This window comes from Pseudomonas sp. SDO524_S393 (genome assembly GCF_054071875.1).
Window position 1 is genome coordinate 15,403 of the sequence record NZ_JBSVVZ010000070.1, and the last position, 20,811, is coordinate 36,213.

Below are 20,811 nucleotides of genomic sequence, written 5' to 3' on the forward strand. Positions count from 1 at the left end.
ATGAAAACCTTGCGCATCGGTTCCGGTGCCGGCTATTCCGGCGACCGTATCGAGCCTGCCGTGGAACTGGCCGAGCAGGGCGACCTGGATTACCTGGTGTTCGAATGCCTGGCTGAACGCACGATTGCCCTGGCGCAACAGGCGCGAATCAACGACTCACAGGGTGGCTACGACCCGCTGTTGAGTGAGCGGATGCGTCGGGTGTTGCCCTATGTCGGCGTCAAGACCGGGCGTCGGCGCTTGCGGGTTATCACCAATATGGGCGCGGCCAATCCGGTATCGGCGGCCCAGGAAGTGCGGCGGATTGCGCAAGAGCTGTGCCTGGACCTCAAGGTGGTTGCCGTGGTCGGCGATGACGTATTGACGGTCTTGCAACCCGATTTTTTGCTGGATAACGGCCAGACCGTCGGCGCTTTGGGTGAGCGATTACTGTCGGCGAATGCCTACCTGGGTGTCGACGGCATTCTGCAGGCCTTGCACGCCGATGCCGACGTGGTGATCACCGGGCGCGTGGCCGATCCTTCGTTGTTCCTGGCGCCGCAGATGTTCGAGTTCGGCTGGGCCGCGGACGATTGGTCGCGCCTGGGGCGCGGCACGCTGGTAGGGCATTTATTGGAGTGCGCAGGGCAGGTGAGCGGTGGTTATTTTGCCGATCCGGGTTTCAAGGATGTGGAAGACCTGGCGCGGCTGGGCTTTCCCTTGGCTGACATCAACGCAGACGGCGAGGCGCTGATTACCAAGGTTGCTGGCTCGGGTGGACGGGTCAGTCGTGCGACGTGCACCGAGCAATTGATTTATGAGGTGCATGACCCTGCTGCTTACCTTACGCCGGATGTGACCGCCGATTTTTCCCGGGTAGGGTTTGTGGAGGAGGGCCGTGATCGGGTACGTGCCCAGGGTGCCGAAGGGCGAGCACGGCCAGAGCAGTTGAAAGTCAGCGTCGGTTATCTGGACGGTTGGATCGGCGAAGGGCAGATGTCCTACGGTGGCCCGGGTGCTGTCGCTCGGGCGCAGTTGGCGCGGGATGTCGTCCTCAAACGCCTGGAGCTGATGGGCGTGAAGATGCAGGAGGTGCGCGCCGAACTGATCGGCATGGACGCCCTGCATGGCCCGCGCAGCCACGTCGAACCCTGGGAAGTGCGCCTGCGTGTGGCGGCGCGCTGTGCAGACCGCAGCGAAGCGGTGCGGGTCGGCAATGAAGTGGAGACCCTCTACACCAACGGCCCGTCGGGCGGGGGCGGCGCCAGCAAAAGCGTGCGTCAGGTGGTGGCGGTGGCGTCGTTGCTGCTGCCGCGCAGTCAGGTCAACCCGAGGATCGAAGCATGAAACTGCACACGCTGGCCCATTCCAGGACCGGGGACAAGGGTGATACGTCGAACATTTCGATCATTGCCTACCGCGCCGAAGATTACCCGCTGCTGTGTGAGCAACTGACGGCTGAGCGCGTAGCCGAGTACTTTGCGGGCTTGCGCGACCCGCAGGCACCGCCGGTACGGCGGTATGAATTGCCCGACGTACAGGCGCTGAACTTCGTGCTGCCGGGGATCCTGCGTGGCGGCGTGACCCGCTCGCTGGCGCTGGACGCCCACGGCAAGTGCCTGGGTTCAGCGTTGCTGGATCTGGAAATGCAAAACTAAGGCTATCACCGGGCAAATGTGGGAGCTGCGGTGTCTGTCAGACCGCAGCGAAGCGCTTATCCAGGTAATCGATGATCACCTTGGAGTCATACATCCAGGTGGTCAGGCCATTTTCTTCGATACGCAGGCACGGCACCTTGATCTTGCCGCCTTGCTCCAGCAGGGTCTGGCGGTCATGCTCATTGTGCTTCGCGTCTTTCAATGCAACCGGCACGTTCAGGCGGTGCAGGGTTCGGCGGGTCTTCACGCAGAACGGGCAGGCATGGAATTGATACAGGGTCAGGTCCTTGGCGGCTTCGTTCACCTGCGCCTGTTGCTCGGCGCTGCGCTGCTTTTTGCGCGGACGGGTCAGGAAATCGCCCGCGATGATGACGTGGCCGAGGCCGACTCGAAGTGCTTTGACGAACATGGTGCAAACCTCTTGCCCGAAACAGAAGGGGCCGCAGCTTACCTGATTTTGACCGGCGAAAAAAAACCGGCGATGAACGCCGGTTTTCTTCACGACAGCCCGTTACTTGATCAGGCTGAGGAATTCGCTGCGGGTGGCCGCGTTTTCGCGGAACTCGCCGAGCATCACCGAGGTGATCATCGATGAGTTTTGCTTCTCTACACCGCGCATCATCATGCACATGTGCTTGGCCTCAATCACCACCGCAACACCCAGGGCGCCGGTCACCTGCATCACGGCATCGGCGATCTGGCGGCTGAGGTTTTCCTGGATCTGCAGGCGGCGTGCGTACATGTCGACAATCCGCGCGACCTTGGACAGGCCCAGCACCTTGCCGCTCGGGATGTAGGCGACGTGGGCCTTGCCGATGAACGGCAACAGGTGGTGTTCGCACAGCGAGTACAGCTCGATGTCCTTCACCAGCACCATTTCACTGTTATCGGAGCTGAACAGGGCACCGTTGGTGACCTCTTCGAGCGTCTGTTCATAACCGCGGCAAAGGTACTTCATCGCCTTGGCGGCACGTTTTGGCGTGTCGAGCAGGCCCTCGCGGGAAACGTCCTCGCCGAGCTGGCCGAGGATCGCGGTGTAATTCTGTTCCAGGGACATGAAACTACCTGTTGGATTTTCGCAAAGCGCAAGGTTACGGTGGCCGACACATCGCTGCAAGCCTGGCGAGGGCACTTGTTACTCGTCGCGCCCTTCCATCATGGTGCGCTTGAGCATCACATACACGGCACCTGCGCCGCCATGGCGCGCCTGGCAGGAGGTAAAACCGAGTACCTGGGGGTGCTGGCGCAACCAGGTGTTGACGTGACTCTTGATCATGGGGCGCTTGCCGTCCAGGCGCACGGCTTTGCCGTGGGTGACGCGTACGCAGCGGATTTCGAATTTAGTGGCTTCGGCGAGGAAGGCCCAGAGGGTTTCACGGGCTTTTTCCACGGTCATGCCATGCAGATCGAGGCTGCCTTCGAAGGGAATCTGGCCGGCCTTGAGCTTGCGCACCTGGCTGTCCTGCACGCCGTCGCGGGCCCACATCAGCTCGTCTTCGGGGCCGACATCAATCACGAATTGGTCCGACAGACCGTCCACGGTGGTGGTCTCGGTACGCACGGTGGCGGCCTGGCGCAGCTTGGCGATCTGCGCCCGGTCGGCCTTGGGTTTGCCGGTATCGGCACGATCATGCTTGATCGGCTTGACACCGCGCAGCTCGTTTTTGAACAGGGAAAAATCGTCGTCTTGCATGTTGGCCTCCGCGAAGGGCAGGCAGTTTACCTAAATCGCGGCGGCCGGGGCGCAGGAAACGCTATCCAGGTGCCATCAGTCGTGCTTTTTCATCAGGTGTGAAGCGATGTTCAATGACAGAGGCTGGCGCATTTTCCGACGGCTACGCCGCCACCACCACACGCCCAGCCACAGTACCAGCAGGCCGATCACCAGCAGAATGATCGAACCGCCGGGGCTGGTGTTCAATTCGCCCAATGCCGGTGAACGACCGGCCAAACCAGCGCCGCCCGCGACGGCCAGTGCCACACCTACTATCGCCAGCAACGCGGCAAAGCCGGCCGCCAGGCGCAGACGCCAGTTGCTCGGCCCCTTGGGGCGCAAGCGACGAGCGTCAAAACCATCGGATATCTTCATTCCGACCTTTCCTCCAGGGTATCGGCCCTTCGACCGGAAGATACACAGGTTGTTCCGACAGCAGAGGCAAATGCGGCAAATGACGGGGCTTTGCGGATGAGCGGGGCTATACACACGCCGCGCCGCTCATCGAAGGTGGCGTTTATATCAGACGAGGTCTTTGGTCAGCGCGAGGGTGGCGAAGTTGTCGGCCATGATGGCCATTTCAGTCTGTTGCACGTGGTCGGCACTCAGGATACCGCCTTTGTAAGGCAGATCACGGGTGGCGCAGGCGTCTTCCACCAAGGTGCAGCGAAAACCGAGGTTCTTGGCCGCGCGCACGGTGGTGCTGACGCTGGAATGGCTCATGAAGCCGCAGACGATCAGATCCAGGGAGCCAAGGTCCTGCAGGTGTTTTTCCAGGCCGGTGCCATGGAAGGCGCTGGGCAACAATTTGCCGATGATGGTTTCGTCACCCTGGGGTTCCAGGCCGGTAATGAACTGACCGCGCTCGCCCTGCGGGTCAAACAGGCCGCCCACGGTACCCAGGTGGCGTACATGCACGATCGGGCGCCCGGCATTGCGCGCCGCACCAACCAGTTGCTTGATGTTGGCGACGGCGGCGTCCATGCCCGACAGGGCAAGCGGACCGCTGAGGTATTCTTTCTGGGCGTCGATGATCACGAGGGTCGCATGGTTCAGGTTGGCTGCTGCGTAACCGCGACCGCTGAGTTGAAACATCGTCTTTGGAACGGACATTCTGGGGCTCCTGTGAGGGGGGCTTTTGTGACATTGTCCACTGGCTGAGCAATTCTGTGAATCGCTACCATCGTAAGGTACGCCGTTGTTGACGTGCAGCGATGTCAAGTGCACGGCTTGTTGAGTCCGATGCTGGCAAAATGGATTAAATCCGACGTACGGCCAAGGTTTTTCGTACATCGTCGGTGCCGGCGAAGGCTGTTAGAATCGCCCGTCGTTTTTTCCTGGAGCTTGCCCCGTGATCACTTCCCGCCTGCGCACCTTGCGCGACCACATCCGTTGGGCTGTCAGCCGTTTCCACGGGGAAGACCTGTTTTTCGGACACGGTACCGACAATGCCTGGGACGAAGCCCGGCAATTGGTGCTGGGGGCCTTGCACCTGCCGTGGGAAATTGCCGATAGCTACCTGGATTGCAACCTGGAAGAAGAGGAAGTCTCCCATGTGCAGCGTCTGCTCCATCGCCGCATTCATGAGCGCGTGCCCACCGCCTACCTGCTGGGCGAGGCGTGGTTCTGCGGCATGTCGTTCATTGTCGATAAACGCGTGCTGATCCCGCGTTCACCCATTGGCGAACTGATCGAAAACCGCTTCGAACCCTGGCTGGCCAAGCCACCGGCGCGCATTCTCGATCTGTGCACCGGCTCGGGTTGCATCGGCATTGCCTGCGCCTACGAGTTCCCCGACGCTGAAGTGGTGCTGGGCGATTTGTCCTTCGAAGCCCTGGAAGTGGCCAACCAGAACATCGAGCGCCATGGCGCCGATGAACGTGTGTACACCGTGCAGGGCGACGGCTTCGAGGGCCTGCCGGGCCAGCGTTTTGACTTGATCGTGTCCAACCCGCCGTATGTGGATGCCGAGGATTTCGCCGACATGCCGGACGAGTACCAGCATGAGCCGGAACTGGGCCTGGCCTGCGGCGATGACGGGCTGAACCTGGTGCGACGCATGTTGGCCGAAGCAGCTGACCACCTGACCGAAAAAGGTCTGTTGATTGTCGAGGTGGGTAACAGCCAGGTGCACGTCGAGGCGTTGTACCCGGAGGTCGACTTCGCCTGGCTGGACTTCCAGCGCGGTGGGCATGGGGTGTTCATGCTGACGGCCGAGCAGTGCCGTCAGCATCAGGCCGAGTTCGCCGCACGGGTTTGAATCGATCCCATTGAAGACATGGGTAATAACTGTGGGAGCAAGCTCCCACAGTTTGAATGCCTTTCAGCTTGCTAGCGGTGCGTGGCGATCCAGATCAACAACCCCGCCTGAAATACCGTAAACGCCACCAGGCAGGTGATGGTAAAGCGCAAGCCGCTGTCTTCGCGCTTGAACTTGATGACCCGCTCTTCTTCCTTGCGCAGCTTGGTTTCCTGCTCCGCCAGGTTCTGCTCGGCCTGTTGCAGCATCTGCGCGGCTTCGAGAATTTCCACGAACTGCACCTTCTCGGTGTTCCAACTGTCGAGCACTTCACTGACTCGGGCCGGTTGCACGTTGCCTTTAAGGTGCTGCACATCGGCGTAGGCCACATCGAACCCCTGGACGCGCAAAAAGTGGTCGCGACGCAGGCGAGTGGCTTCGTTCAAGGCGTCCTTGTTGGCGAGGTCGACCCCGTCGATGCGGTAGCTGGCCCCCTTCTTTCTCGCCCAGGCAACCCCCTGGGCCACCAGGAAACGCCCCAGGCCGCGGTTGGGCGGCTCGATTTCCAGGCTGTTGCCCGGACCGAAGTGCACGCGGTGTTTATCGTGGTCGAGCCAGACGTCCAGGTGATTCTGTTCACGGCGCACCCGCTGGCCCGGCAACTGGATCACCATGCGCAGCAGGCTGCGATGTTTATCGTGGCGCTCGGCATAGCCGAATTGCACGAACCGCAGCGGCCGCGCGCCGGTGGACCGGTCGGTGGCGAGTGGCGCCAGGCGCAGCATCTTGAAATGCTCGGCGTGGACGTCCCCCCACGGCAAGGCCGCCGTGTCGACGGCCTCGGTATTTTCTGCCGGGGTTTCGGCGGTCGGTTCCGGTGTTGCTTCAGTGGTTGTCATGCGGCGCGATCCTGTCCAAGCCTTGCGAGTCGACTGTCTTTTTACTGTCGACTCTGGGCTTATCGGCCGTTTTTGCCAGGACTGGAGGCCAATATGCGTTTAACGGGGCTCAAGCCCGTCGATAAAGCGCACAACGCGCGTGCCCAACTCGGCGGCGAGGGGCAATTGCGGGTCGTTATAGGAGGCCAGTTGCTGTTTCACCTCGTTGGGCACGATACGCAGCACGTGGTTCATGCCTTCGATCACGGCCAATTGCGCATCGGGCTTGGCTTTTTTCAACTGTCGGGCATCACCCACGCCTACCTGGATATCGTTGGAGCCCTGGATGATCAGGGCCGGCATACGCAGCCGGGCGAAAGCAGCCGAAGGGTCTGCACGAAACAGGCTGATCAGATAGGGCTGTACGCTGGGTCGGAAAATGCTTTGCAGCGGGTCGGGCACATCAGTGTCCAACTGGCCGGCCTTCAGGTGGTCGAGGATCTGATTGCTGCGCAGCAGCAGGGCAGGGGGCAGGTGAGCGGCCAGTTGCTGGCGGATCACCTGGTCCACCGGGCGTGCGCTGCCTGAAAGGGAGATAACCCCCGCAGGCTCCAGTTGTGGCGCGGCGAGGGTGGCCACCAGCGCACCTTCACTGTGGCCCAGCAGGATCAGCGGCCCCAGGCGTCTGTCGGCCTTGAGCTGCTTGCCCCAGGCCACAGCGTCGGAAACGTAGGCATCGAGGCTCAGGTTGCGTTCGTCGGGCGTGGCCGCGAGGCTAGCGGCCACGCCGCGCTTGTCGTAACGCACGCTGGCGATGTTGTGCCGGGCCAGTACCCAGGCCAGGCGCTTGAGGCTGTCGTTGCGCGCACCGTCGGCGCTGTTGCCGTTGCGGTCGGTGGGGCCGGAGCCGGCGACGATCAGCACCACCGGCACCGGTTTGTCGGACTGGGGTAGCAACAGCGAGCCGAACAGCTCACCGCTGCCGGTATCCAGGCTGATGGGGCGTTGCAGCACGACGGGGGCGGCGGCGTGGGCCAGGGAGGTCAACAGGGTCAGGGTGAACAGCAAAGCTCGCAACATCATCGCGCCATTATTGAGGAGGTGCCCGTTGGACCAATGTCCATGGGTAAGGTTTCGAGGATGAACTCGTCGGTGGGCCTGCGTATACTGGCGCCCTTAAGTTATTACGGTTGACTTGATTCAACTGATTTCACGGAGCGCCCTGCATGTCCGGCAATACCTTCGGCAAGCTGTTCACTGTCACCACCGCGGGCGAAAGCCATGGCCCGGCGTTGGTCGCCATTGTCGACGGCTGCCCGCCAGGCCTCGCGCTGTCCCTGGAAGACCTGCAGCGTGACCTCGACCGCCGCAAGCCCGGTACCAGCCGCCACACTACCCAGCGCCAGGAACCCGACGAGGTCGAAATCCTGTCTGGCGTGTTCGAAGGCCGCACCACCGGTTGCGCCATCGGCCTGCTGATCCGCAACACCGACCAGAAGTCCAAGGACTACTCGGCGATCAAGGACCTGTTCCGCCCGGCCCACGCCGACTACACCTACCACCATAAATACGGCGAGCGCGACTACCGTGGCGGTGGCCGCAGCTCGGCACGGGAAACCGCCATGCGCGTGGCCGCCGGTGCCATTGCCAAGAAATACCTGGCCACCCAGGGCATCGTGATCCGTGGCTACATGAGCCAGCTGGGCCCGATCGAAATCCCGTTCAAGACCTGGGACAGCGTGGAAAACAATGCGTTTTTCAGCCCGGACCCGGACAAGGTGCCGGAACTGGAAGCCTACATGGACCAGTTGCGCCGCGACCAGGACTCCGTCGGCGCCAAGATCACTGTCGTCGCCGAAGGCGTGAAACCCGGCCTGGGCGAACCGATCTTCGACCGCCTCGACGCCGAACTGGCCCATGCGCTGATGAGCATCAACGCGGTGAAGGGGGTGGAAATCGGCGCCGGTTTTGCCTGCGTGTCCCAGCGCGGTACCGAACACCGTGACGAGCTGACCCCGCAAGGCTTCCTCAGCAACAACGCCGGCGGCATCCTCGGTGGCATCTCCTCCGGCCAGCCGATCGTGGCGCACCTGGCGCTCAAGGCCACGTCGAGCATCACCACCCCAGGCCGTTCGATCGATGTGAATGGCAACCCGGTGGACGTGATCACCAAAGGCCGCCACGACCCGTGCGTGGGCATCCGCGCCACGCCGATTGCCGAAGCCATGATGGCCATCGTCTTGATGGACCACCTGCTGCGCCACCGTGGGCAGAACGCCGATGTTCAGGTCAATACGCCGGTACTGGGCCAACTCTGATGGCTGATTGTGGTGGTGGGCGAGCTCGCTCGCACCGGGCTGCGCAGCGGCCCCAACCCACATGAACCCCACGCTCCCCTACTGGCGCCTCTCCAGTTTCTACCTCTTCTACTTCGCCCTGCTCGGCGCAACCGCGCCGTTCCTGGCGCTGTACTTCGACCACCTCGGGTTTGCCAGCGCGCGCATCGGTGAACTGGTAGCCATCCCGATGCTGATGCGCTGTGTAGCGCCCAACCTGTGGGGCTGGCTGGGGGACTACACCGGTCGGCGTCTGGCCATCGTGCGGTTTGGCGCGGTGTGCACCCTGATCAGCTTTTCGCTGATCTTCGTCAGCAAGACCTACGCCTGGCTGGCCCTGGTGATGGCATTGCATGCATTTTTCTGGCACGCGGTGCTGCCGCAATTTGAAGTGATTACCCTGGCGCACCTGCAAAACCAGACCGCGCGCTACAGCCAGGTGCGCCTGTGGGGTTCCATTGGTTTCATCCTGGCCGTGGTGATCATGGGCCGTCTGTTCGACTGGCTCAGCCTGGACATTTACCCGGTGGTCATCGTAGTGATCATGGCCGGCATCATCGGAGCCAGCCTGTGGGTGCCGAATGCGCAGCCTGCCAGCCACGGCAATCGCCTGGCCGGTGACGGTTTTCTCAAGCGCTTGCGCAGCCCCGGGGTGCTGGCGTTTTATGCCTGTGTGGCACTGATGCAAATGAGTCATGGCCCGTATTACACCTTCTTGAGTCTGCACCTTGAGCACCTTGGCTACAGCCGTGGAGTGATCGGCCTGCTCTGGGCGCTTGGGGTCGTGGCGGAGGTACTGATGTTCCTGGCCATGAGCCGCATCCTCCTGCGGTTTTCAGTGCGCCGGGTGCTGCTGGCCAGTTTCCTGCTGGCGGCACTGCGCTGGTTGCTGCTGGGCTCGTTCGCCGAATTCTTCTGGGTGCTGCTGTTGGTGCAAGTGCTGCACGCCGCCACCTTCGGCAGTTTTCACGCCGCTGCGATTGCCTTTGTGCAACGCAGTTTCGGCGACCGCCAGCAAGGCCAGGGTCAGGCGCTGTATGCTGCCCTGGCCGGGACTGGCGGCGCGCTGGGCGCCTTGTTTTCCGGTTACAGCTGGAACCTGTTGGGGCCGACCCTGACCTTCAGCATCGCCAGCGTCGCGGCCCTCGCCGCCGCCGTTATCATGGGCTTTCGATCGCAAGAGCAGAACCAAGGAACCGTGCAATGAGTTATGTCGCCGTCTACCACGTCGCCACCCCGGACACCCCGAACAAGGTCCTGACCCACGCCGACGACATTGCGTCGACCCTGGCGGAACACGGCGTACGGTTCGCACGCTGGCAACCGGCGCCGATTGAAAAGGGCGCCAGTGCAGCCCAGATGATTGCTGCCTGCCAGCCGCAGATCGATGCGCTCGGCTTTGCGGCGGTGGAAGCGTTCAGTGTGACCAATGATCATCCGCAGAAGGCCGAGCTGCGCGCGCAATTCCTGGATGAACGCCGCTATAGCCAGGACGAAGGGCACTTTTTCATCGCTGGCCAGGGCCTGTTCAACCTGCACGTGGGCGATTATGTGTATGCCGTACGCTGCGAGAAGCATGACCTGCTGATTATCCCCGCAGGCCTGCCGCACTGGTTCGACATGGGCGAGAACCCGCACTGTGTGACGTTGCAATTGTTCAACTCGATGCAAGGTCGAGTACCGGACTTCACCGGCGATGCAATCGCCACAGGTTTTCCCGGCTTGGACGATTAAGTGCAATATCCGAAGTTTCAACCCCGGCATGTTGGAAGTTGCTGTGGGAAAATGCCTAGTTGCTTGTAAGTCCGGGATATTTATTCCGGACCTTATTTTTTAGTTCCACTGATATGTAACTCTCTGTGGCTACAGTGTTTATATCACCTGTCAATAGGAGGAATCCGAAGGGTGATATGGCGTCCGCCCATAATAAAAAGGAGAGCGATCAATGAGTGGCCCAGAGGATTCTTTTCACCCAACGCTTAATGTGTCGATGCCAGTCAGGCGTCGTATGAGTCTGTGCGGCAAATCCCTGACCCCCACCGAACTGGAAATCCTGCGCTGGGCCTCGGAAGGCAAGACGGTCTGGGAAATCAGCCAGATCCGCGCCACGTCCGAAGCCACGGTCAAATTTCACTTGCGCAACATCTACGGCAAGCTTGAAGTCACCAACCGCGTGCAGGCGATCAACGAGGCGGCGCGCCAGGGGTTGTGCTGACTTCATGAAAAAGGGCCGCGACGCTCAACGGCGTCGCGGCCCTTTTTCATGGTGAGTACTTTAAGCCGAATGGTAAGTCGGCAGAGCAAAGCGATTCTGGCTTTGCAGCATCGAAATCTGTGGCAGCTCGCTGGCTTGCTCAGCCAGGTCGCGGCGAATGGCGCTGATCACCCAGGTCAGTTGGTCGGCGGTGTGCAGCTGTTGATACGAGATGGAACGCTTGACCTGCTTGCCTTCACTGTTGCGCAAGGTCAACAGGATGCCGCCGTCAGGACGTGGCTGAGTGGTGACGTCGTATTGGGAAAATACAGAAGCGAATTTGTCTTGGATCAGGCTCATGTCTATCAGCTCCGTTGGCTCAAGTGGGCAAGCATGGAGTGATAGGTGCAGTGATTGTGCCAGCTATGGATATAAAAAATATTCTTTAAAATCAGTATGTTATATTTTTTGCTCGATTTCGGTTTCGTGCAATTTGCATGAATGGCCATCATGCATCCTGCATTTTGCGCTATCGGACCTGGGGCTGCGGGACGCCCGGTTACTGATAAAGACTGTCCCGGCGCGGTCGAATTCCTTTTTTTTGCTAGGGCCCAGACGGGATACAAAACTTTTCAAATCCCGCGTGTACAGCCCGGGAAGGGCTGACGTATTTTCCTGACAGGCATCGAGGGCCCTGCTGACGGCGCACTCGATGTGTCTGGATCATACGAAGAATAAGAAAAAGGACGTTCCTCCATGAGCCATCCATCAAACGACAGGATCACCTGGAGCATGATGCTCCGTAAGGTTCCCGCCATCGTCCGAGCCCTGCCTCGTGTGCTGCGTGGCATGCGCGCTGCCAATATCACCGACCCTGAACAGCCCTGCGGCCTGGGCTGGCACTTCGAACAAGCCTCTTTGCGTAACCCGGACGGTACGGCGTTGCTGTATGGCGATATGCGGCTTAGTTATGTCGAAGCCAACCGCCGCGCCAACCGCATCGCCCATCACTTGCAGGCCCAGGGCATCCGCAAGGGCGATGTGGTGGCGCTGTTTATCGAGAATCGCCCGGAATTGCTCTTGAACGTGCTGGCCGTGGCCAAGCTGGGCGGCGTCTGCGCGATGCTCAATACCGCGCAGACCCAGGCCGCGCTGGTACACAGCCTGAACCTGGTGAATCCGGTCGCGATTGTTGTGGGCGCAGAACTTGTGGCGGCCTATTCGGCGGTGCGTGAACAGGTTCAAATCCAGGCCGACAAGACCTGGTTTGTCGCCGACCAACAGGCCGGTCCGGTGCCCGAAGGTTATATCGACCTGCTTGCCGCCAGTGCCCAGTGCGCGCAAGACAACCCTGCCAGTACCGGGCAGGTGTTCTTCAACGACCCGTGCTTCTATATCTACACCTCCGGCACCACCGGCTTGCCCAAGGCCGGCATCATGAAGCACGGTCGCTGGACCAAGACCGCGGTCAGCTTCGGCAGCATCGCCCTGGACATGGGGCCCGACGATGTTCTGTATTGCACCTTGCCGCTCTATCACGCCACCGGCCTCTGTGTCTGCTGGGGTTCGGCCATTGTCGGCGCGTCGGGTTTCGCGATCCGCCGCAAATTCAGCGCCAGTCAGTTCTGGGACGACGTGCGCACCTTCAACGCGACCACCCTCGGTTATGTCGGCGAGCTGTGCCGTTATCTGCTGGACCAGCCTGCCAGCGCAAGCGACCGTGACAATCGCGTGACCAAGATGGTCGGCAACGGCCTGCGGCCCGGGGTGTGGGCACAGTTCAAGCAGCGTTACGGCGTGGAGCATATCTGCGAGTTGTATGCCGCCAGTGACGGCAATATCGGGTTTACCAACGTGATCAACTTCGACAACACCATCGGTTTTTCCCTGCAGCAATGGGCGCTGGTGGACTACGCCCATGACAGCTGCGAGCCGATCCGTGGCGCCGACGGTTTCATGCGCAAGGTGCCAACGGGCGGGCAGGGGTTGCTGCTGGCGCGGATTGATGACAAATCGCCGTTCGATGGCTACACCGACCCGGAAAAGAACCGCAAGGTGATCCTCACCGACGTGTTCGAACCGGGCGACCGTTATTTCAATACCGGCGACCTGCTGCGCAGCATCGGTTTCGGTCATGCGCAGTTCGTCGACCGCCTTGGGGACACCTACCGCTGGAAAGGCGAGAACGTCTCCACCACCGAGGTCGAGAACACCCTGCTGCAGCATCCGCAGATCGCCGAAGTGGTGGCCTATGGGGTCGAGATCGAAAACACCAATGGCCGCGCCGGGATGGTTGCCATTACTCCCAGCGAGTCCCTGGCGTCGCTGGACCTGCGTGAATTGCTGCAGTTCGCCCATGACCAGTTGCCGCACTACGCGGTGCCGCTGTTCCTGCGGATCAAGGTGAAGATGGAAACCACGGGGACCTTCAAGTACCAGAAAGTCAGGCTCAAGGAAGAGGCGTTCGACCCGGAAAAGGCGGGCAATGACCCGGTCTACGCCTGGCTGCCGGGATCGGACAGCTACGTTCCCGTGACCGGTCAGCTATTGGCGCAGATCCAGAGCGGTCAATTTCGCTATTGATTCTGCCTATGGGCATTTTTGACAAAAAAACCATGACAGGTGGGAACTCCCTCGCGACACTGGCGCCTATTCCAGTAGCCGACGAGGAGCCCCACATGTCAGACCAGCCGAAACAAATGACCGAAGACGAAGCCGCCGAATTTGCCGAGCAGGTCTTCGATGTAGCCCGTCGTGGCGACGCGGCCATGCTCGCGGCCTTGCTGACCAAGGGCCTGCCAGCCAACTTTCGCAACCACAACGGCGACACCTTGCTGATGCTCGCGGCCTACCACGGCCATGCCGACGCGGTGAAAGTGTTGTTGGAATTCAAGGCCGACGCGCAGCTCGCCAACGACAAGAACCAGTTGCCAATCGCCGGCGCGGCGTTCAAAGGCAACCTGGACGTGGTCAAGGCGTTGATCGAGGGCGGCGTACCGGTGGATGCCGCCTCGTCCGACGGTCGCACGGCATTGATGATGGCGGCGATGTTCAACCGCGTCGAAATGCTGGAGTACCTGCTCGGCCAGGGCGCCAATCCCAAGGCCACCGACGCCCAGGGCGCCACCGCGCTGGCCGCCGCGCAGACCATGGGCGCAGTGGATACGGCGGCGCGCCTGCAAAAACTGGTGTAGGCTACGCGCCCCCGAAAACCCGCCGTTACAGGATCAGATCATGAAAGCCGCCCTCGTCGAACTCATCAGCATCATCAGTACTGGCGTCATGGCTGAGGACGAGGTGGCGCGCATCGCCGAAGAAGCGGCCCAGGCTTACGCTGATCCTGCCGGGTTTCTGGCAGCCAATCCGGATATCAACTACGACGATTCGTTCCCGATTCCGTTGGGGGAGTGGGTCGTCATCGGCAGCCTGCCGGACACCGTGCTGTTCCAGGCCGACACCTACGGCGAGCTGTTTGCACAGATCGTCGCGTCTTTTGGCCCGGGGGTGGCGTTCAACCTCAAGCCCAAGCAACTGGCCAAGACTGAAGCCCTGACGGCGCTGAACCGTATCCAGATCCAGATGAGCGCACTGAGCCAGGAAGACGGCGGCTACGTGCTGCTCAACTTCAGCCAACTGCTGGACGACGAGATCCAGGTGGTGCTGGTGCATGGCAATCACCTGGCGCGGGTGCTGACGCTGTGTGCCGAAGTCGGCATTCAGGCCGAGCCGTCCCTGGAAGCCTTGCGCGTTGCGCTGCACGTCTGAAATAAAACGGAACCCTGTCCTGCGCGGCCAATCCTAATCAGGCAAGCCCTCACTTAGGAGCGACACCATGGGTTCTACTTTTAATGGTCTGATCGGGTTGATCATCCTGGCGCTGGATATCTGGGCGATCATCAACGTGTTCAAAAGCGGCGCAAGCACCGGCGCCAAAGTGTTGTGGATCCTGCTGATCCTGCTGCTGCCGGTACTGGGCCTGATCATCTGGGCGATTGCCGGGCCGCGCGGCAACGTGCGCATCTAGGCTTTGTACGAAAAGCCTTGATCCTCGGTGATGCTGCGTTGAAAACAGCCTGACCTTCGTCTCCAGACTTTTCATACAGGCCTAGCGTTTCACTCCGCATCAACTCAGTAAAAACAATGCCGGACGGGTTGGCCCCTCCGGCATTTTTTTGTGCCTGTATTTCTGTGGATTTGTATCGAAATATTCGCTGCACAGAATTTTCACAAGCGCTTCCGGATAATTCCCACGCTTCAATTCCTTGTCGGAAATCTCTGTAATACCAAGGGAAAAGCATCATAAAGAAGCGCTAAGTCTCAGTAATCAATAGCGTTGCCGACAGTGATCGGGCACCATTTGCGCCAACTCGCGACCCTAACGTCCTACACGGTTGAGTGTAGGCAAGGTGTCGCTGCAATATTTCGAAACCTTCACTTCCCAATGGGTCCTGAAACGACATGGCAAACCCGGACGCCCTGAGTCAGCAGCGAGTTTCCAATCGCCTGCTGCAACCGACCGTCAAATCCCATCTGGCGTACACACTGCTCTGTGCACTGGTCATGATGGTGATGTTCTCCCTGCTGCGCCTGGCGCTGCTGGTCTATAACCGCGAGATGATCCTCGACACGCCGGCTTCGACCTTCCTCGAAGCATTCGGCAACGGCTTGCGTCTGGACCTGCGCTTGGTGGTGTACCTGCTGATCCCGCTGCTGCTGGCACTGTTCAGCGTACGGGCCATGGCGGCCCGGGGTTTCTTCCGTTTCTGGCTGACCGTGGCGTCCAGCATCGCGCTGTTCCTGGGCTTGATGGAAATGGACTTCTACCGTGAGTTCCACCAGCGCCTCAACGGCTTGGTCTTCCAGTACGTGAAGGAAGACCCGAAAACCGTGATGAGCATGCTCTGGTACGGTTTCCCGGTAGTGCGTTACCTGTTGGCCTGGGCCGTGGGTACGTTGATCCTGAGCATCGCCTTCAAGGGCGCCGACCGCGCCACGCGCCCCCGCGGCCCGTTCAGCGGTGGCAGCATCGGCACTCGCCAGGTGGCGCCGTGGTACTTGCGCAGCGCCGTGTTCGTGGTGTGCCTGCTGATCGCCGTGGTCGCTGCCCGTGGCACCCTGCGTCAGGGCCCGCCGCTGCGTTGGGGTGACGTGTACACCACCGACTCCAACTTCGCCAACCAGTTGGGCCTCAATGGCACCCTGTCGCTGATCGCGGCGGCCAAGTCGCGGTTTTCCGAAGACCGCTCGAATATCTGGAAAGCCACGCTGGAGCAGCCGCTGGCCACCCAGACTGTGCGCGACATGCTGGTATTGCCCCAAGAGAAGCTGGTGGACACCGACACCGCTGCGGTGCGCCGTGACTTCACGCCCAATGCCGAGAAGACCCTGCCGATCAAGAACGTGGTCGTGATCCTCATGGAGAGCTTCGCCGGTCACTCGGTGGGTGCGCTGGAGCGTCCGGGCAACATTACGCCGTACTTCGACAAACTGTCGAAGGAAGGTCTGCTGTTCGACCACTTCTTCTCCAACGGTACCCACACCCACCAAGGCATGTTCGCCACCATGGCGTGCTTCCCGAACCTGCCGGGCTTTGAGTACCTGATGCAGACCCCGGAGGGCAGCCACAAACTGTCGGGCCTGCCGCAACTGCTCAGCGCGCGCAAGTTTGACGACGTGTACGTCTACAACGGCGATTTCGCCTGGGACAACCAGTCGGGTTTCTTCAGCAACCAGGGCATGACCAACTTCATCGGCCGCAATGACTTCGTCAACCCGGTGTTCTCCGACCCGACCTGGGGCGTGTCCGACCAGGACATGTTCAACCGTGGCCTGGAAGAGCTGAAGACCCGGGGGGAAAGCGGCAAGCCGTTCTATGCGTTGCTGCAGACCCTGTCCAACCACACGCCATATGCGTTGCCGACGCCGTTGCCGGTCGACAAGGTCACGGGCCGCGGCAGCCTCGACGAACACTTGACCGCCATGCGCTACTCCGACTGGGCCCTGGGCCAGTTCTTTGAAAAGGCCCGCAAGGAGCCGTACTTCAAGGAAACCCTGTTCGTGGTCGTGGGTGACCACGGTTTCGGCAACGAGCAGCAGATCACCGAGATGGACCTGGGCCGCTTCAACGTGCCGATGCTGATGATCGCACCCGGCATCCAGGAGAAATTCGGCGAACGTGACCACACCGTGGGCACCCAGATCGACATCGTGCCGACCATCATGGGTCGCCTGGGTGGCGATACGCTGCACCAGTGCTGGGGGCGTGACCTGCTGGACCTGCCCGAGGGCGATAAAGGCTTCGGCGTGATCAAGCCTTCTGGCAGCGACCAGACCGTGGCTTTGGTCACCGGCGACCGCGTGCTGGTATTGCCGAAGGAGATGCCGCCGAAGTTGTGGGAATTCGAACTGGGCGCCAACCCAACTGGCAAAGTGATCCCGGAATCGCCGGACGAAGCGGCGTTGAAGCAGAAGCTTGAATCGTTCCTGCAAACCGCCACCAAGAGCTTGCTGGATAACACCGCAGGTGTGGTAGACGGCAAACCGGACTGATTCACCCGGCAATAAAAAAGAGGCCTTCTTGAAGGCCTCTTTTTTTTGCTTTTTTACTGTGGGAGCGGACTTGCGTTTATATCCGGCCGAGCAACAACAACACCAGCAGCACCACCAACACCACGCCCAGAATGCCCGACGGGCCATAGCCCCAGTTACGCGAGTGAGGGAACACCGGCAGGCCACCGACCAGCAGCAGGATCAGGATAATGATCAGAATGAGGCTCATGGTTTGTTTTCCTTGTAGGTCTTTTGCAAAGACCGGTTATTTAACGACAAGCCCGCATTGAGTACGGACGCCTTAATAACTCCGACTGTTGGCCTCGCGCGAAAATTCCAAGTTTTTTTAAAGCATTTCGCACACCCGCTTATTTCTTTTAATGCATTCACATCGGCAGCGGTTTAGTTCGCAAAGATTGAACCTGTGCAGTGTCTGACGCTCGCACCCGGGCGCCGGTTTGCCCGGGGCATTCATCACTCTGATGGTGCGTGGGTGTAGGAAAAACCTTCGCTACACTGCCGATCACTTCTTTTCGTGAACCACAAGGCAATTACCTATGCAAAATCGCATGATGATCACCGGTGCCGGATCGGGCCTTGGCCGTGAAATCGCTTTGCGCTGGGCCCGTGAGGGTTGGCAGTTGGCCTTGTCGGACGTCAGCGAGCCCGGGTTGCAGGAAACCCTGAAGCGTGTACGCGAGGCCGGTGGCGACGGTTTTATCCAGCGTTGCGATGTGCGTGACTACAGCCAGCTCACCGCGTTTGCCCAGGCCTGCGAAGTGAAGCTGGGCGGTATCGATGTGATCGTCAACAATGCCGGCGTGGCCTCGGGTGGCTTCTTCGCCGAGTTGTCCCTGGAAGACTGGGACTGGCAGATCGCGATCAACCTGATGGGCGTGGTCAAGGGCTGCAAGGCATTCCTGCCGCTGCTGGAAAAGAGCAAGGGCCGCATCATCAACATCGCGTCGATGGCAGCGCTGATGCAGGGGCCGGCCATGAGCAATTACAACGTGGCCAAAGCCGGAGTGGTGGCGCTGTCGGAGAGCCTGCTGGTGGAACTCAAGCAGCAGGAAGTCGGGGTGCATGTGGTGTGCCCGTCGTTCTTCCAGACCAACCTGCTGGACTCGTTCCGTGGGCCGACGCCGGCGATGAAGGCGCAAGTGGGCAAGTTGCTGGAGAGTTCGCCGATTTCAGCGGCGGACATTGCCGATTACATTTACCAGCGGGTCGCCGAAGGCGAGTTCATGATCCTGCCCCACGAGCAGGGGCGCATGGCCTGGGCGCTGAAGCAGAAGAACCCGCAGTTGCTCTACGACGAGATGAGCACGATGGCCGACAAGATGCGCGCCAAAGCGCAGGCGCCGAATGGCAAGGGCTGATGTCGGTTGGGTCTGTCAGGCAAGTTACCGTTCTTGGTAGGTAATGCCTGAATTGTCCGCAAGCCATTGATGGCGTTACCCCGAGCGCGCATGGTCGGGGTCCTGTCACTTCAAAAGGACAACCGCCATGCTGGTCTTAAGCCGCGCCGTGGGCGAAGTCATCTCCATCGGCGATAATATCACGCTGCACATCCTTGAACTGAATGGTACCCAGGTGAAATTCGGCGTCGAGGCGCCGGTCGGGGTCCATATCCACCGTGCCGAGGTCTATCAGAAAATCCTCGAGCGTCGCAGCGCTGCCGTCCAGGCGGCGTCCAATCTGTAAGCCTTGCGTCAGTCGAACAGATGCTTGGGCACATCGTGCTTGAGAATCAACTGGCACTGCTCGCTTTCCGGGTCGAACACAATCAGCGCCTGGCCCTTGGTCAGGGCCTGGCGCACGCGCAGCACGCGGGTTTCCAGCGGCGTGTCGTCGCCGTTGTCGGTGCCGTCTCGCGTGACGAAGTCCTCGATCAGACGGGTCAGGGTGTCGACTTCAAGCGCGTCGTGGGGAATCAGCATACAAGCCTCGGGTAATGGGTCCCGGCGATCCTACTGCGGCGGGACCGCAGTTGCCAGTCTCAGGTTTTGTTGCCCACCAGGCTGTCCACCGACGGTACCCGGGTATCGCTTTCCATCTGGGTTTCATGCTCCAGCTGATGACTGAAGCGGTCCAGCGAACCCTGCGCCGGTTGCGCGTCGCTGGCGAAGACGGGCGGGCTGAGGATATACGCGCCGAGCAGACGGCTCAGGGCGGCGAGGCTGTCGATATGGGTGCGCTCGTAACCGTGGGTCGCATCGCAACCGAAGGCCAGCAGGGCGGTGCGAATGTCATGGCCGGCAGTGACCGCCGAATGGGCGTCGCTGAAGTAATAGCGGAACAGATCGCGACGCACCGGCAGTTCGTTGTCAGCAGCCAGGCGCAGCAGGTGCCGGGACAGATGGTAGTCGTAGGGCCCGCCGGAGTCCTGCATTGCCACGCTCACCGCATGTTCGCTGGAATGCTGGCCGGGGGCGACCGGGGCGATGTCGATACCGACGAACTCACTGACGTCCCAGGGCAGGGCGGCGGCGGCGCCACTGCCGGTTTCCTCGGTGATGGTGAACAGCGGATGGCAGTCGATCAGCAGGGGTTCACCACTGTCGACGATGGCCTTGAGCGCGGCGAGCAGGGCGGCGACCCCGGCCTTGTCGTCCAGGTGACGGGCGCTGATATGCCCGCTGTCGGTGAACTCGGGCAGAGGGTCGAAGGCCACATAGTCGCCCACGCCGATGCCCAGGGAGTCGCAATCGGCGCGGGTTGCGCAGTAGGCGTCCAGGCGCAGCTCCACATGGTCCCAGCTCACCGGCATTTCATCCACGGCGGTATTGAACGCATGCCCGGAGGCCATCAACGGCAGCACGCTGCCACGAATCACGCCGCTGTCGGTGAACAGGCTGACCCGGCTGCCTTCGGCAAACCGGCTCGACCAGCAGCCCACCGGCGCCAGGCTCAGGCGGCCATTGTCCTTGATCGCCCGCACGGAGGCGCCGATGGTATCCAGGTGTGCGGACACTGCCCGGTCGGGGCTGTTTTTCTGGCCCTTGAGGGTGGCGCGAATGGTGCCGCGCCGGGTCATTTCAAACGGAATACCCAGCTCTTCCAAGCGTTCGGCGACGTAGCGCACGATGGTGTCGGTGAACCCGGTGGGGCTGGGAATGGCGAGCATTTCCAGCAGCACTTTTTGCAAGTAGTTCAGGTCCGGTTCGGGGATGGTTCGGCTCATAAAGACTCCTGTTGGCTTGTGGGCAGGTGGTGTCTTCACTGCCGTCTTCGCGGGCAAGCCCGCTCCCACATTGGAACGCG

25 protein-coding genes are annotated in these 20,811 nt (G+C 60.9%); 14 read left to right on the forward strand and 11 right to left on the reverse strand.

Going from position 1 to position 20,811, the window contains the following annotated elements:
• Positions 1–1,326, forward strand: coding sequence for an acyclic terpene utilization AtuA family protein (locus ACW9IB_RS24445; RefSeq protein WP_457415832.1), 1,326 nt, complete (start codon positions 1–3; stop codon positions 1,324–1,326).
• Positions 1,323–1,637, forward strand: a complete 315-nt coding sequence (locus tag ACW9IB_RS24450; protein WP_457369019.1) for an AtuA-related protein — start codon at positions 1,323–1,325, stop codon at positions 1,635–1,637. Before ACW9IB_RS24445 ends, ACW9IB_RS24450 begins: the two co-directional genes overlap by 4 nt.
• A gap of 37 nt (positions 1,638–1,674) precedes the next feature.
• Here the strand turns inward: ACW9IB_RS24450 and ACW9IB_RS24455 are convergent, their stop codons facing one another.
• The 5 genes from ACW9IB_RS24455 to ACW9IB_RS24475 all read right to left on the reverse strand — a co-directional run bounded on the left by ACW9IB_RS24455 (position 1,675) and on the right by ACW9IB_RS24475 (position 4,464).
• On the reverse strand, positions 1,675–2,046 hold the full coding sequence (locus tag ACW9IB_RS24455; RefSeq protein ID WP_457415833.1) for a glutathione S-transferase N-terminal domain-containing protein: 372 nt from the start codon (positions 2,044–2,046) through the stop codon (positions 1,675–1,677).
• A gap of 102 nt (positions 2,047–2,148) precedes the next feature.
• A complete protein-coding gene (gene folE, locus ACW9IB_RS24460; protein ID WP_048371280.1) occupies positions 2,149–2,694 on the reverse strand; it encodes a GTP cyclohydrolase I FolE in 546 nt (181 codons plus the stop codon).
• A 78-nt stretch (positions 2,695–2,772) separates the two neighbouring features.
• Positions 2,773–3,330: a Smr/MutS family protein gene (locus ACW9IB_RS24465; RefSeq protein WP_457368957.1), complete on the reverse strand. Its 558-nt coding sequence runs from the start codon at positions 3,328–3,330 to the stop codon at positions 2,773–2,775.
• A 75-nt stretch (positions 3,331–3,405) separates the two neighbouring features.
• Positions 3,406–3,726, reverse strand: a complete 321-nt coding sequence (locus tag ACW9IB_RS24470) for a hypothetical protein (protein ID WP_457368958.1) — start codon at positions 3,724–3,726, stop codon at positions 3,406–3,408.
• Positions 3,727–3,873: 147 nt separating this feature from the next.
• On the reverse strand, positions 3,874–4,464 hold the full coding sequence (locus ACW9IB_RS24475) for a cysteine hydrolase family protein (protein ID WP_457368959.1): 591 nt from the start codon (positions 4,462–4,464) through the stop codon (positions 3,874–3,876).
• A gap of 238 nt (positions 4,465–4,702) precedes the next feature.
• Between ACW9IB_RS24475 and prmB the strand changes: the two genes are divergently transcribed.
• On the forward strand, positions 4,703–5,611 hold the full coding sequence (gene prmB / locus ACW9IB_RS24480) for a 50S ribosomal protein L3 N(5)-glutamine methyltransferase (protein ID WP_457368960.1): 909 nt from the start codon (positions 4,703–4,705) through the stop codon (positions 5,609–5,611).
• A gap of 71 nt (positions 5,612–5,682) precedes the next feature.
• On the opposite strand, the gene ACW9IB_RS24485 is transcribed toward prmB, so the two are convergent.
• Together ACW9IB_RS24485 and ACW9IB_RS24490 are read right to left on the reverse strand one after the other, a co-directional pair.
• Positions 5,683–6,489 carry a hypothetical protein gene (locus ACW9IB_RS24485; RefSeq protein WP_457415834.1) on the reverse strand — a complete coding sequence of 269 codons (807 nt, stop codon included), beginning with the start codon at positions 6,487–6,489 and terminating at the stop codon, positions 5,683–5,685.
• 99 nt (positions 6,490–6,588) lie between these two features.
• Positions 6,589–7,551, reverse strand: a complete 963-nt coding sequence (locus ACW9IB_RS24490) for an alpha/beta hydrolase (protein WP_457368962.1) — start codon at positions 7,549–7,551, stop codon at positions 6,589–6,591.
• A gap of 143 nt (positions 7,552–7,694) precedes the next feature.
• Here ACW9IB_RS24490 and aroC point away from each other — a divergent pair, with 143 nt between their 5' ends.
• The 4 genes from aroC (at position 7,695) to ACW9IB_RS24510 (ending at position 11,019) form a co-directional block, all read left to right on the forward strand.
• Positions 7,695–8,786, forward strand: a complete 1,092-nt coding sequence (aroC, locus tag ACW9IB_RS24495; protein WP_457368963.1) for a chorismate synthase — start codon at positions 7,695–7,697, stop codon at positions 8,784–8,786.
• Between the two features lie 61 nt (positions 8,787–8,847).
• A complete protein-coding gene (locus ACW9IB_RS24500; RefSeq protein ID WP_457415835.1) occupies positions 8,848–10,011 on the forward strand; it encodes an MFS transporter in 1,164 nt (387 codons plus the stop codon).
• Positions 10,008–10,538: an acireductone dioxygenase gene (locus tag ACW9IB_RS24505; protein ID WP_457368965.1), complete on the forward strand. Its 531-nt coding sequence runs from the start codon at positions 10,008–10,010 to the stop codon at positions 10,536–10,538. Before ACW9IB_RS24500 ends, ACW9IB_RS24505 begins: the two co-directional genes overlap by 4 nt.
• A gap of 211 nt (positions 10,539–10,749) precedes the next feature.
• A complete protein-coding gene (locus tag ACW9IB_RS24510; protein ID WP_457368966.1) occupies positions 10,750–11,019 on the forward strand; it encodes a response regulator transcription factor in 270 nt (89 codons plus the stop codon).
• Positions 11,020–11,079: 60 nt separating this feature from the next.
• Here ACW9IB_RS24510 and ACW9IB_RS24515 read toward each other — a convergent pair whose 3' ends face one another.
• On the reverse strand, positions 11,080–11,358 hold the full coding sequence (locus tag ACW9IB_RS24515) for a DUF3509 domain-containing protein (protein WP_016970113.1): 279 nt from the start codon (positions 11,356–11,358) through the stop codon (positions 11,080–11,082).
• Positions 11,359–11,754: 396 nt separating this feature from the next.
• On the opposite strand from ACW9IB_RS24515, the gene ACW9IB_RS24520 reads away from it, so the two are divergent.
• The 5 genes from ACW9IB_RS24520 to ACW9IB_RS24540 all read left to right on the forward strand — a co-directional run bounded on the left by ACW9IB_RS24520 (position 11,755) and on the right by ACW9IB_RS24540 (position 17,547).
• A complete protein-coding gene (locus tag ACW9IB_RS24520; protein ID WP_457415836.1) occupies positions 11,755–13,581 on the forward strand; it encodes a long-chain-acyl-CoA synthetase in 1,827 nt (608 codons plus the stop codon).
• 95 nt (positions 13,582–13,676) lie between these two features.
• Positions 13,677–14,192 carry an ankyrin repeat domain-containing protein gene (locus ACW9IB_RS24525; protein WP_457415837.1) on the forward strand — a complete coding sequence of 172 codons (516 nt, stop codon included), beginning with the start codon at positions 13,677–13,679 and terminating at the stop codon, positions 14,190–14,192.
• Between the two features lie 40 nt (positions 14,193–14,232).
• A complete protein-coding gene (locus ACW9IB_RS24530; RefSeq protein ID WP_457415838.1) occupies positions 14,233–14,763 on the forward strand; it encodes a hypothetical protein in 531 nt (176 codons plus the stop codon).
• Between the two features lie 67 nt (positions 14,764–14,830).
• A complete protein-coding gene (locus ACW9IB_RS24535; RefSeq protein WP_003172956.1) occupies positions 14,831–15,022 on the forward strand; it encodes a PLDc N-terminal domain-containing protein in 192 nt (63 codons plus the stop codon).
• Positions 15,023–15,456: 434 nt separating this feature from the next.
• The gene (locus ACW9IB_RS24540) at positions 15,457–17,547 is read left to right on the forward strand and encodes an LTA synthase family protein (RefSeq protein ID WP_457368970.1); all 2,091 of its coding nucleotides are present in this window, start codon (positions 15,457–15,459) and stop codon (positions 17,545–17,547) included.
• Between the two features lie 76 nt (positions 17,548–17,623).
• On the opposite strand, the gene ACW9IB_RS24545 is transcribed toward ACW9IB_RS24540, so the two are convergent.
• Entirely contained in the window at positions 17,624–17,776 is a 153-nt protein-coding gene (locus ACW9IB_RS24545; RefSeq protein WP_015885095.1) for a DUF3309 family protein, read from the reverse strand.
• A 328-nt stretch (positions 17,777–18,104) separates the two neighbouring features.
• Between ACW9IB_RS24545 and ACW9IB_RS24550 the strand changes: the two genes are divergently transcribed.
• Entirely contained in the window at positions 18,105–18,926 is an 822-nt protein-coding gene (locus ACW9IB_RS24550) for an SDR family oxidoreductase (protein WP_457415839.1), read from the forward strand.
• 127 nt (positions 18,927–19,053) lie between these two features.
• The gene (gene csrA / locus ACW9IB_RS24555) at positions 19,054–19,251 is read left to right on the forward strand and encodes a carbon storage regulator CsrA (RefSeq protein ID WP_457368972.1); all 198 of its coding nucleotides are present in this window, start codon (positions 19,054–19,056) and stop codon (positions 19,249–19,251) included.
• 8 nt (positions 19,252–19,259) lie between these two features.
• Here csrA and ACW9IB_RS24560 read toward each other — a convergent pair whose 3' ends face one another.
• Together ACW9IB_RS24560 and ACW9IB_RS24565 are read right to left on the reverse strand one after the other, a co-directional pair.
• Complete coding sequence (locus tag ACW9IB_RS24560; protein ID WP_457415840.1) at positions 19,260–19,487, reverse strand: YheU family protein; 228 nt, start codon at positions 19,485–19,487, stop codon at positions 19,260–19,262.
• 59 nt (positions 19,488–19,546) lie between these two features.
• Positions 19,547–20,731, reverse strand: a complete 1,185-nt coding sequence (locus ACW9IB_RS24565) for an osmoprotectant NAGGN system M42 family peptidase (protein ID WP_457415841.1) — start codon at positions 20,729–20,731, stop codon at positions 19,547–19,549.
• Positions 20,732–20,811: the final 80 nt, after the last annotated feature.

What these genes read in the sequence shown, in the direction of transcription:
- ACW9IB_RS24520 (WP_457415836.1), top strand. Translation starts at nt 11,755, where the DNA reads ATGAGCCATCCATCAAACGACAGGATCACCTGGAGCATGATGCTCCGT.
- ACW9IB_RS24490 (WP_457368962.1), bottom strand. Translation starts at nt 7,551, where the DNA reads ATGATGTTGCGAGCTTTGCTGTTCACCCTGACCCTGTTGACCTCCCTG.
- ACW9IB_RS24485 (WP_457415834.1), bottom strand. Translation starts at nt 6,489, where the DNA reads ATGACAACCACTGAAGCAACACCGGAACCGACCGCCGAAACCCCGGCA.
- ACW9IB_RS24545 (WP_015885095.1), bottom strand. Translation starts at nt 17,776, where the DNA reads ATGAGCCTCATTCTGATCATTATCCTGATCCTGCTGCTGGTCGGTGGC.
- ACW9IB_RS24470 (WP_457368958.1), bottom strand. Translation starts at nt 3,726, where the DNA reads ATGAAGATATCCGATGGTTTTGACGCTCGTCGCTTGCGCCCCAAGGGG.
- ACW9IB_RS24565 (WP_457415841.1), bottom strand. Translation starts at nt 20,731, where the DNA reads ATGAGCCGAACCATCCCCGAACCGGACCTGAACTACTTGCAAAAAGTG.
- ACW9IB_RS24525 (WP_457415837.1), top strand. Translation starts at nt 13,677, where the DNA reads ATGTCAGACCAGCCGAAACAAATGACCGAAGACGAAGCCGCCGAATTT.
- ACW9IB_RS24535 (WP_003172956.1), top strand. Translation starts at nt 14,831, where the DNA reads ATGGGTTCTACTTTTAATGGTCTGATCGGGTTGATCATCCTGGCGCTG.
- ACW9IB_RS24465 (WP_457368957.1), bottom strand. Translation starts at nt 3,330, where the DNA reads ATGCAAGACGACGATTTTTCCCTGTTCAAAAACGAGCTGCGCGGTGTC.
- ACW9IB_RS24500 (WP_457415835.1), top strand. Translation starts at nt 8,848, where the DNA reads ATGAACCCCACGCTCCCCTACTGGCGCCTCTCCAGTTTCTACCTCTTC.
- folE (WP_048371280.1), bottom strand. Translation starts at nt 2,694, where the DNA reads ATGTCCCTGGAACAGAATTACACCGCGATCCTCGGCCAGCTCGGCGAG.
- ACW9IB_RS24455 (WP_457415833.1), bottom strand. Translation starts at nt 2,046, where the DNA reads ATGTTCGTCAAAGCACTTCGAGTCGGCCTCGGCCACGTCATCATCGCG.
- ACW9IB_RS24475 (WP_457368959.1), bottom strand. Translation starts at nt 4,464, where the DNA reads ATGTCCGTTCCAAAGACGATGTTTCAACTCAGCGGTCGCGGTTACGCA.
- ACW9IB_RS24550 (WP_457415839.1), top strand. Translation starts at nt 18,105, where the DNA reads ATGCAAAATCGCATGATGATCACCGGTGCCGGATCGGGCCTTGGCCGT.
- ACW9IB_RS24450 (WP_457369019.1), top strand. Translation starts at nt 1,323, where the DNA reads ATGAAACTGCACACGCTGGCCCATTCCAGGACCGGGGACAAGGGTGAT.
- ACW9IB_RS24515 (WP_016970113.1), bottom strand. Translation starts at nt 11,358, where the DNA reads ATGAGCCTGATCCAAGACAAATTCGCTTCTGTATTTTCCCAATACGAC.
- csrA (WP_457368972.1), top strand. Translation starts at nt 19,054, where the DNA reads ATGCTGGTCTTAAGCCGCGCCGTGGGCGAAGTCATCTCCATCGGCGAT.
- ACW9IB_RS24505 (WP_457368965.1), top strand. Translation starts at nt 10,008, where the DNA reads ATGAGTTATGTCGCCGTCTACCACGTCGCCACCCCGGACACCCCGAAC.
- ACW9IB_RS24445 (WP_457415832.1), top strand. Translation starts at nt 1, where the DNA reads ATGAAAACCTTGCGCATCGGTTCCGGTGCCGGCTATTCCGGCGACCGT.
- ACW9IB_RS24560 (WP_457415840.1), bottom strand. Translation starts at nt 19,487, where the DNA reads ATGCTGATTCCCCACGACGCGCTTGAAGTCGACACCCTGACCCGTCTG.
- ACW9IB_RS24510 (WP_457368966.1), top strand. Translation starts at nt 10,750, where the DNA reads ATGAGTGGCCCAGAGGATTCTTTTCACCCAACGCTTAATGTGTCGATG.
- ACW9IB_RS24530 (WP_457415838.1), top strand. Translation starts at nt 14,233, where the DNA reads ATGAAAGCCGCCCTCGTCGAACTCATCAGCATCATCAGTACTGGCGTC.
- aroC (WP_457368963.1), top strand. Translation starts at nt 7,695, where the DNA reads ATGTCCGGCAATACCTTCGGCAAGCTGTTCACTGTCACCACCGCGGGC.
- ACW9IB_RS24540 (WP_457368970.1), top strand. Translation starts at nt 15,457, where the DNA reads ATGGCAAACCCGGACGCCCTGAGTCAGCAGCGAGTTTCCAATCGCCTG.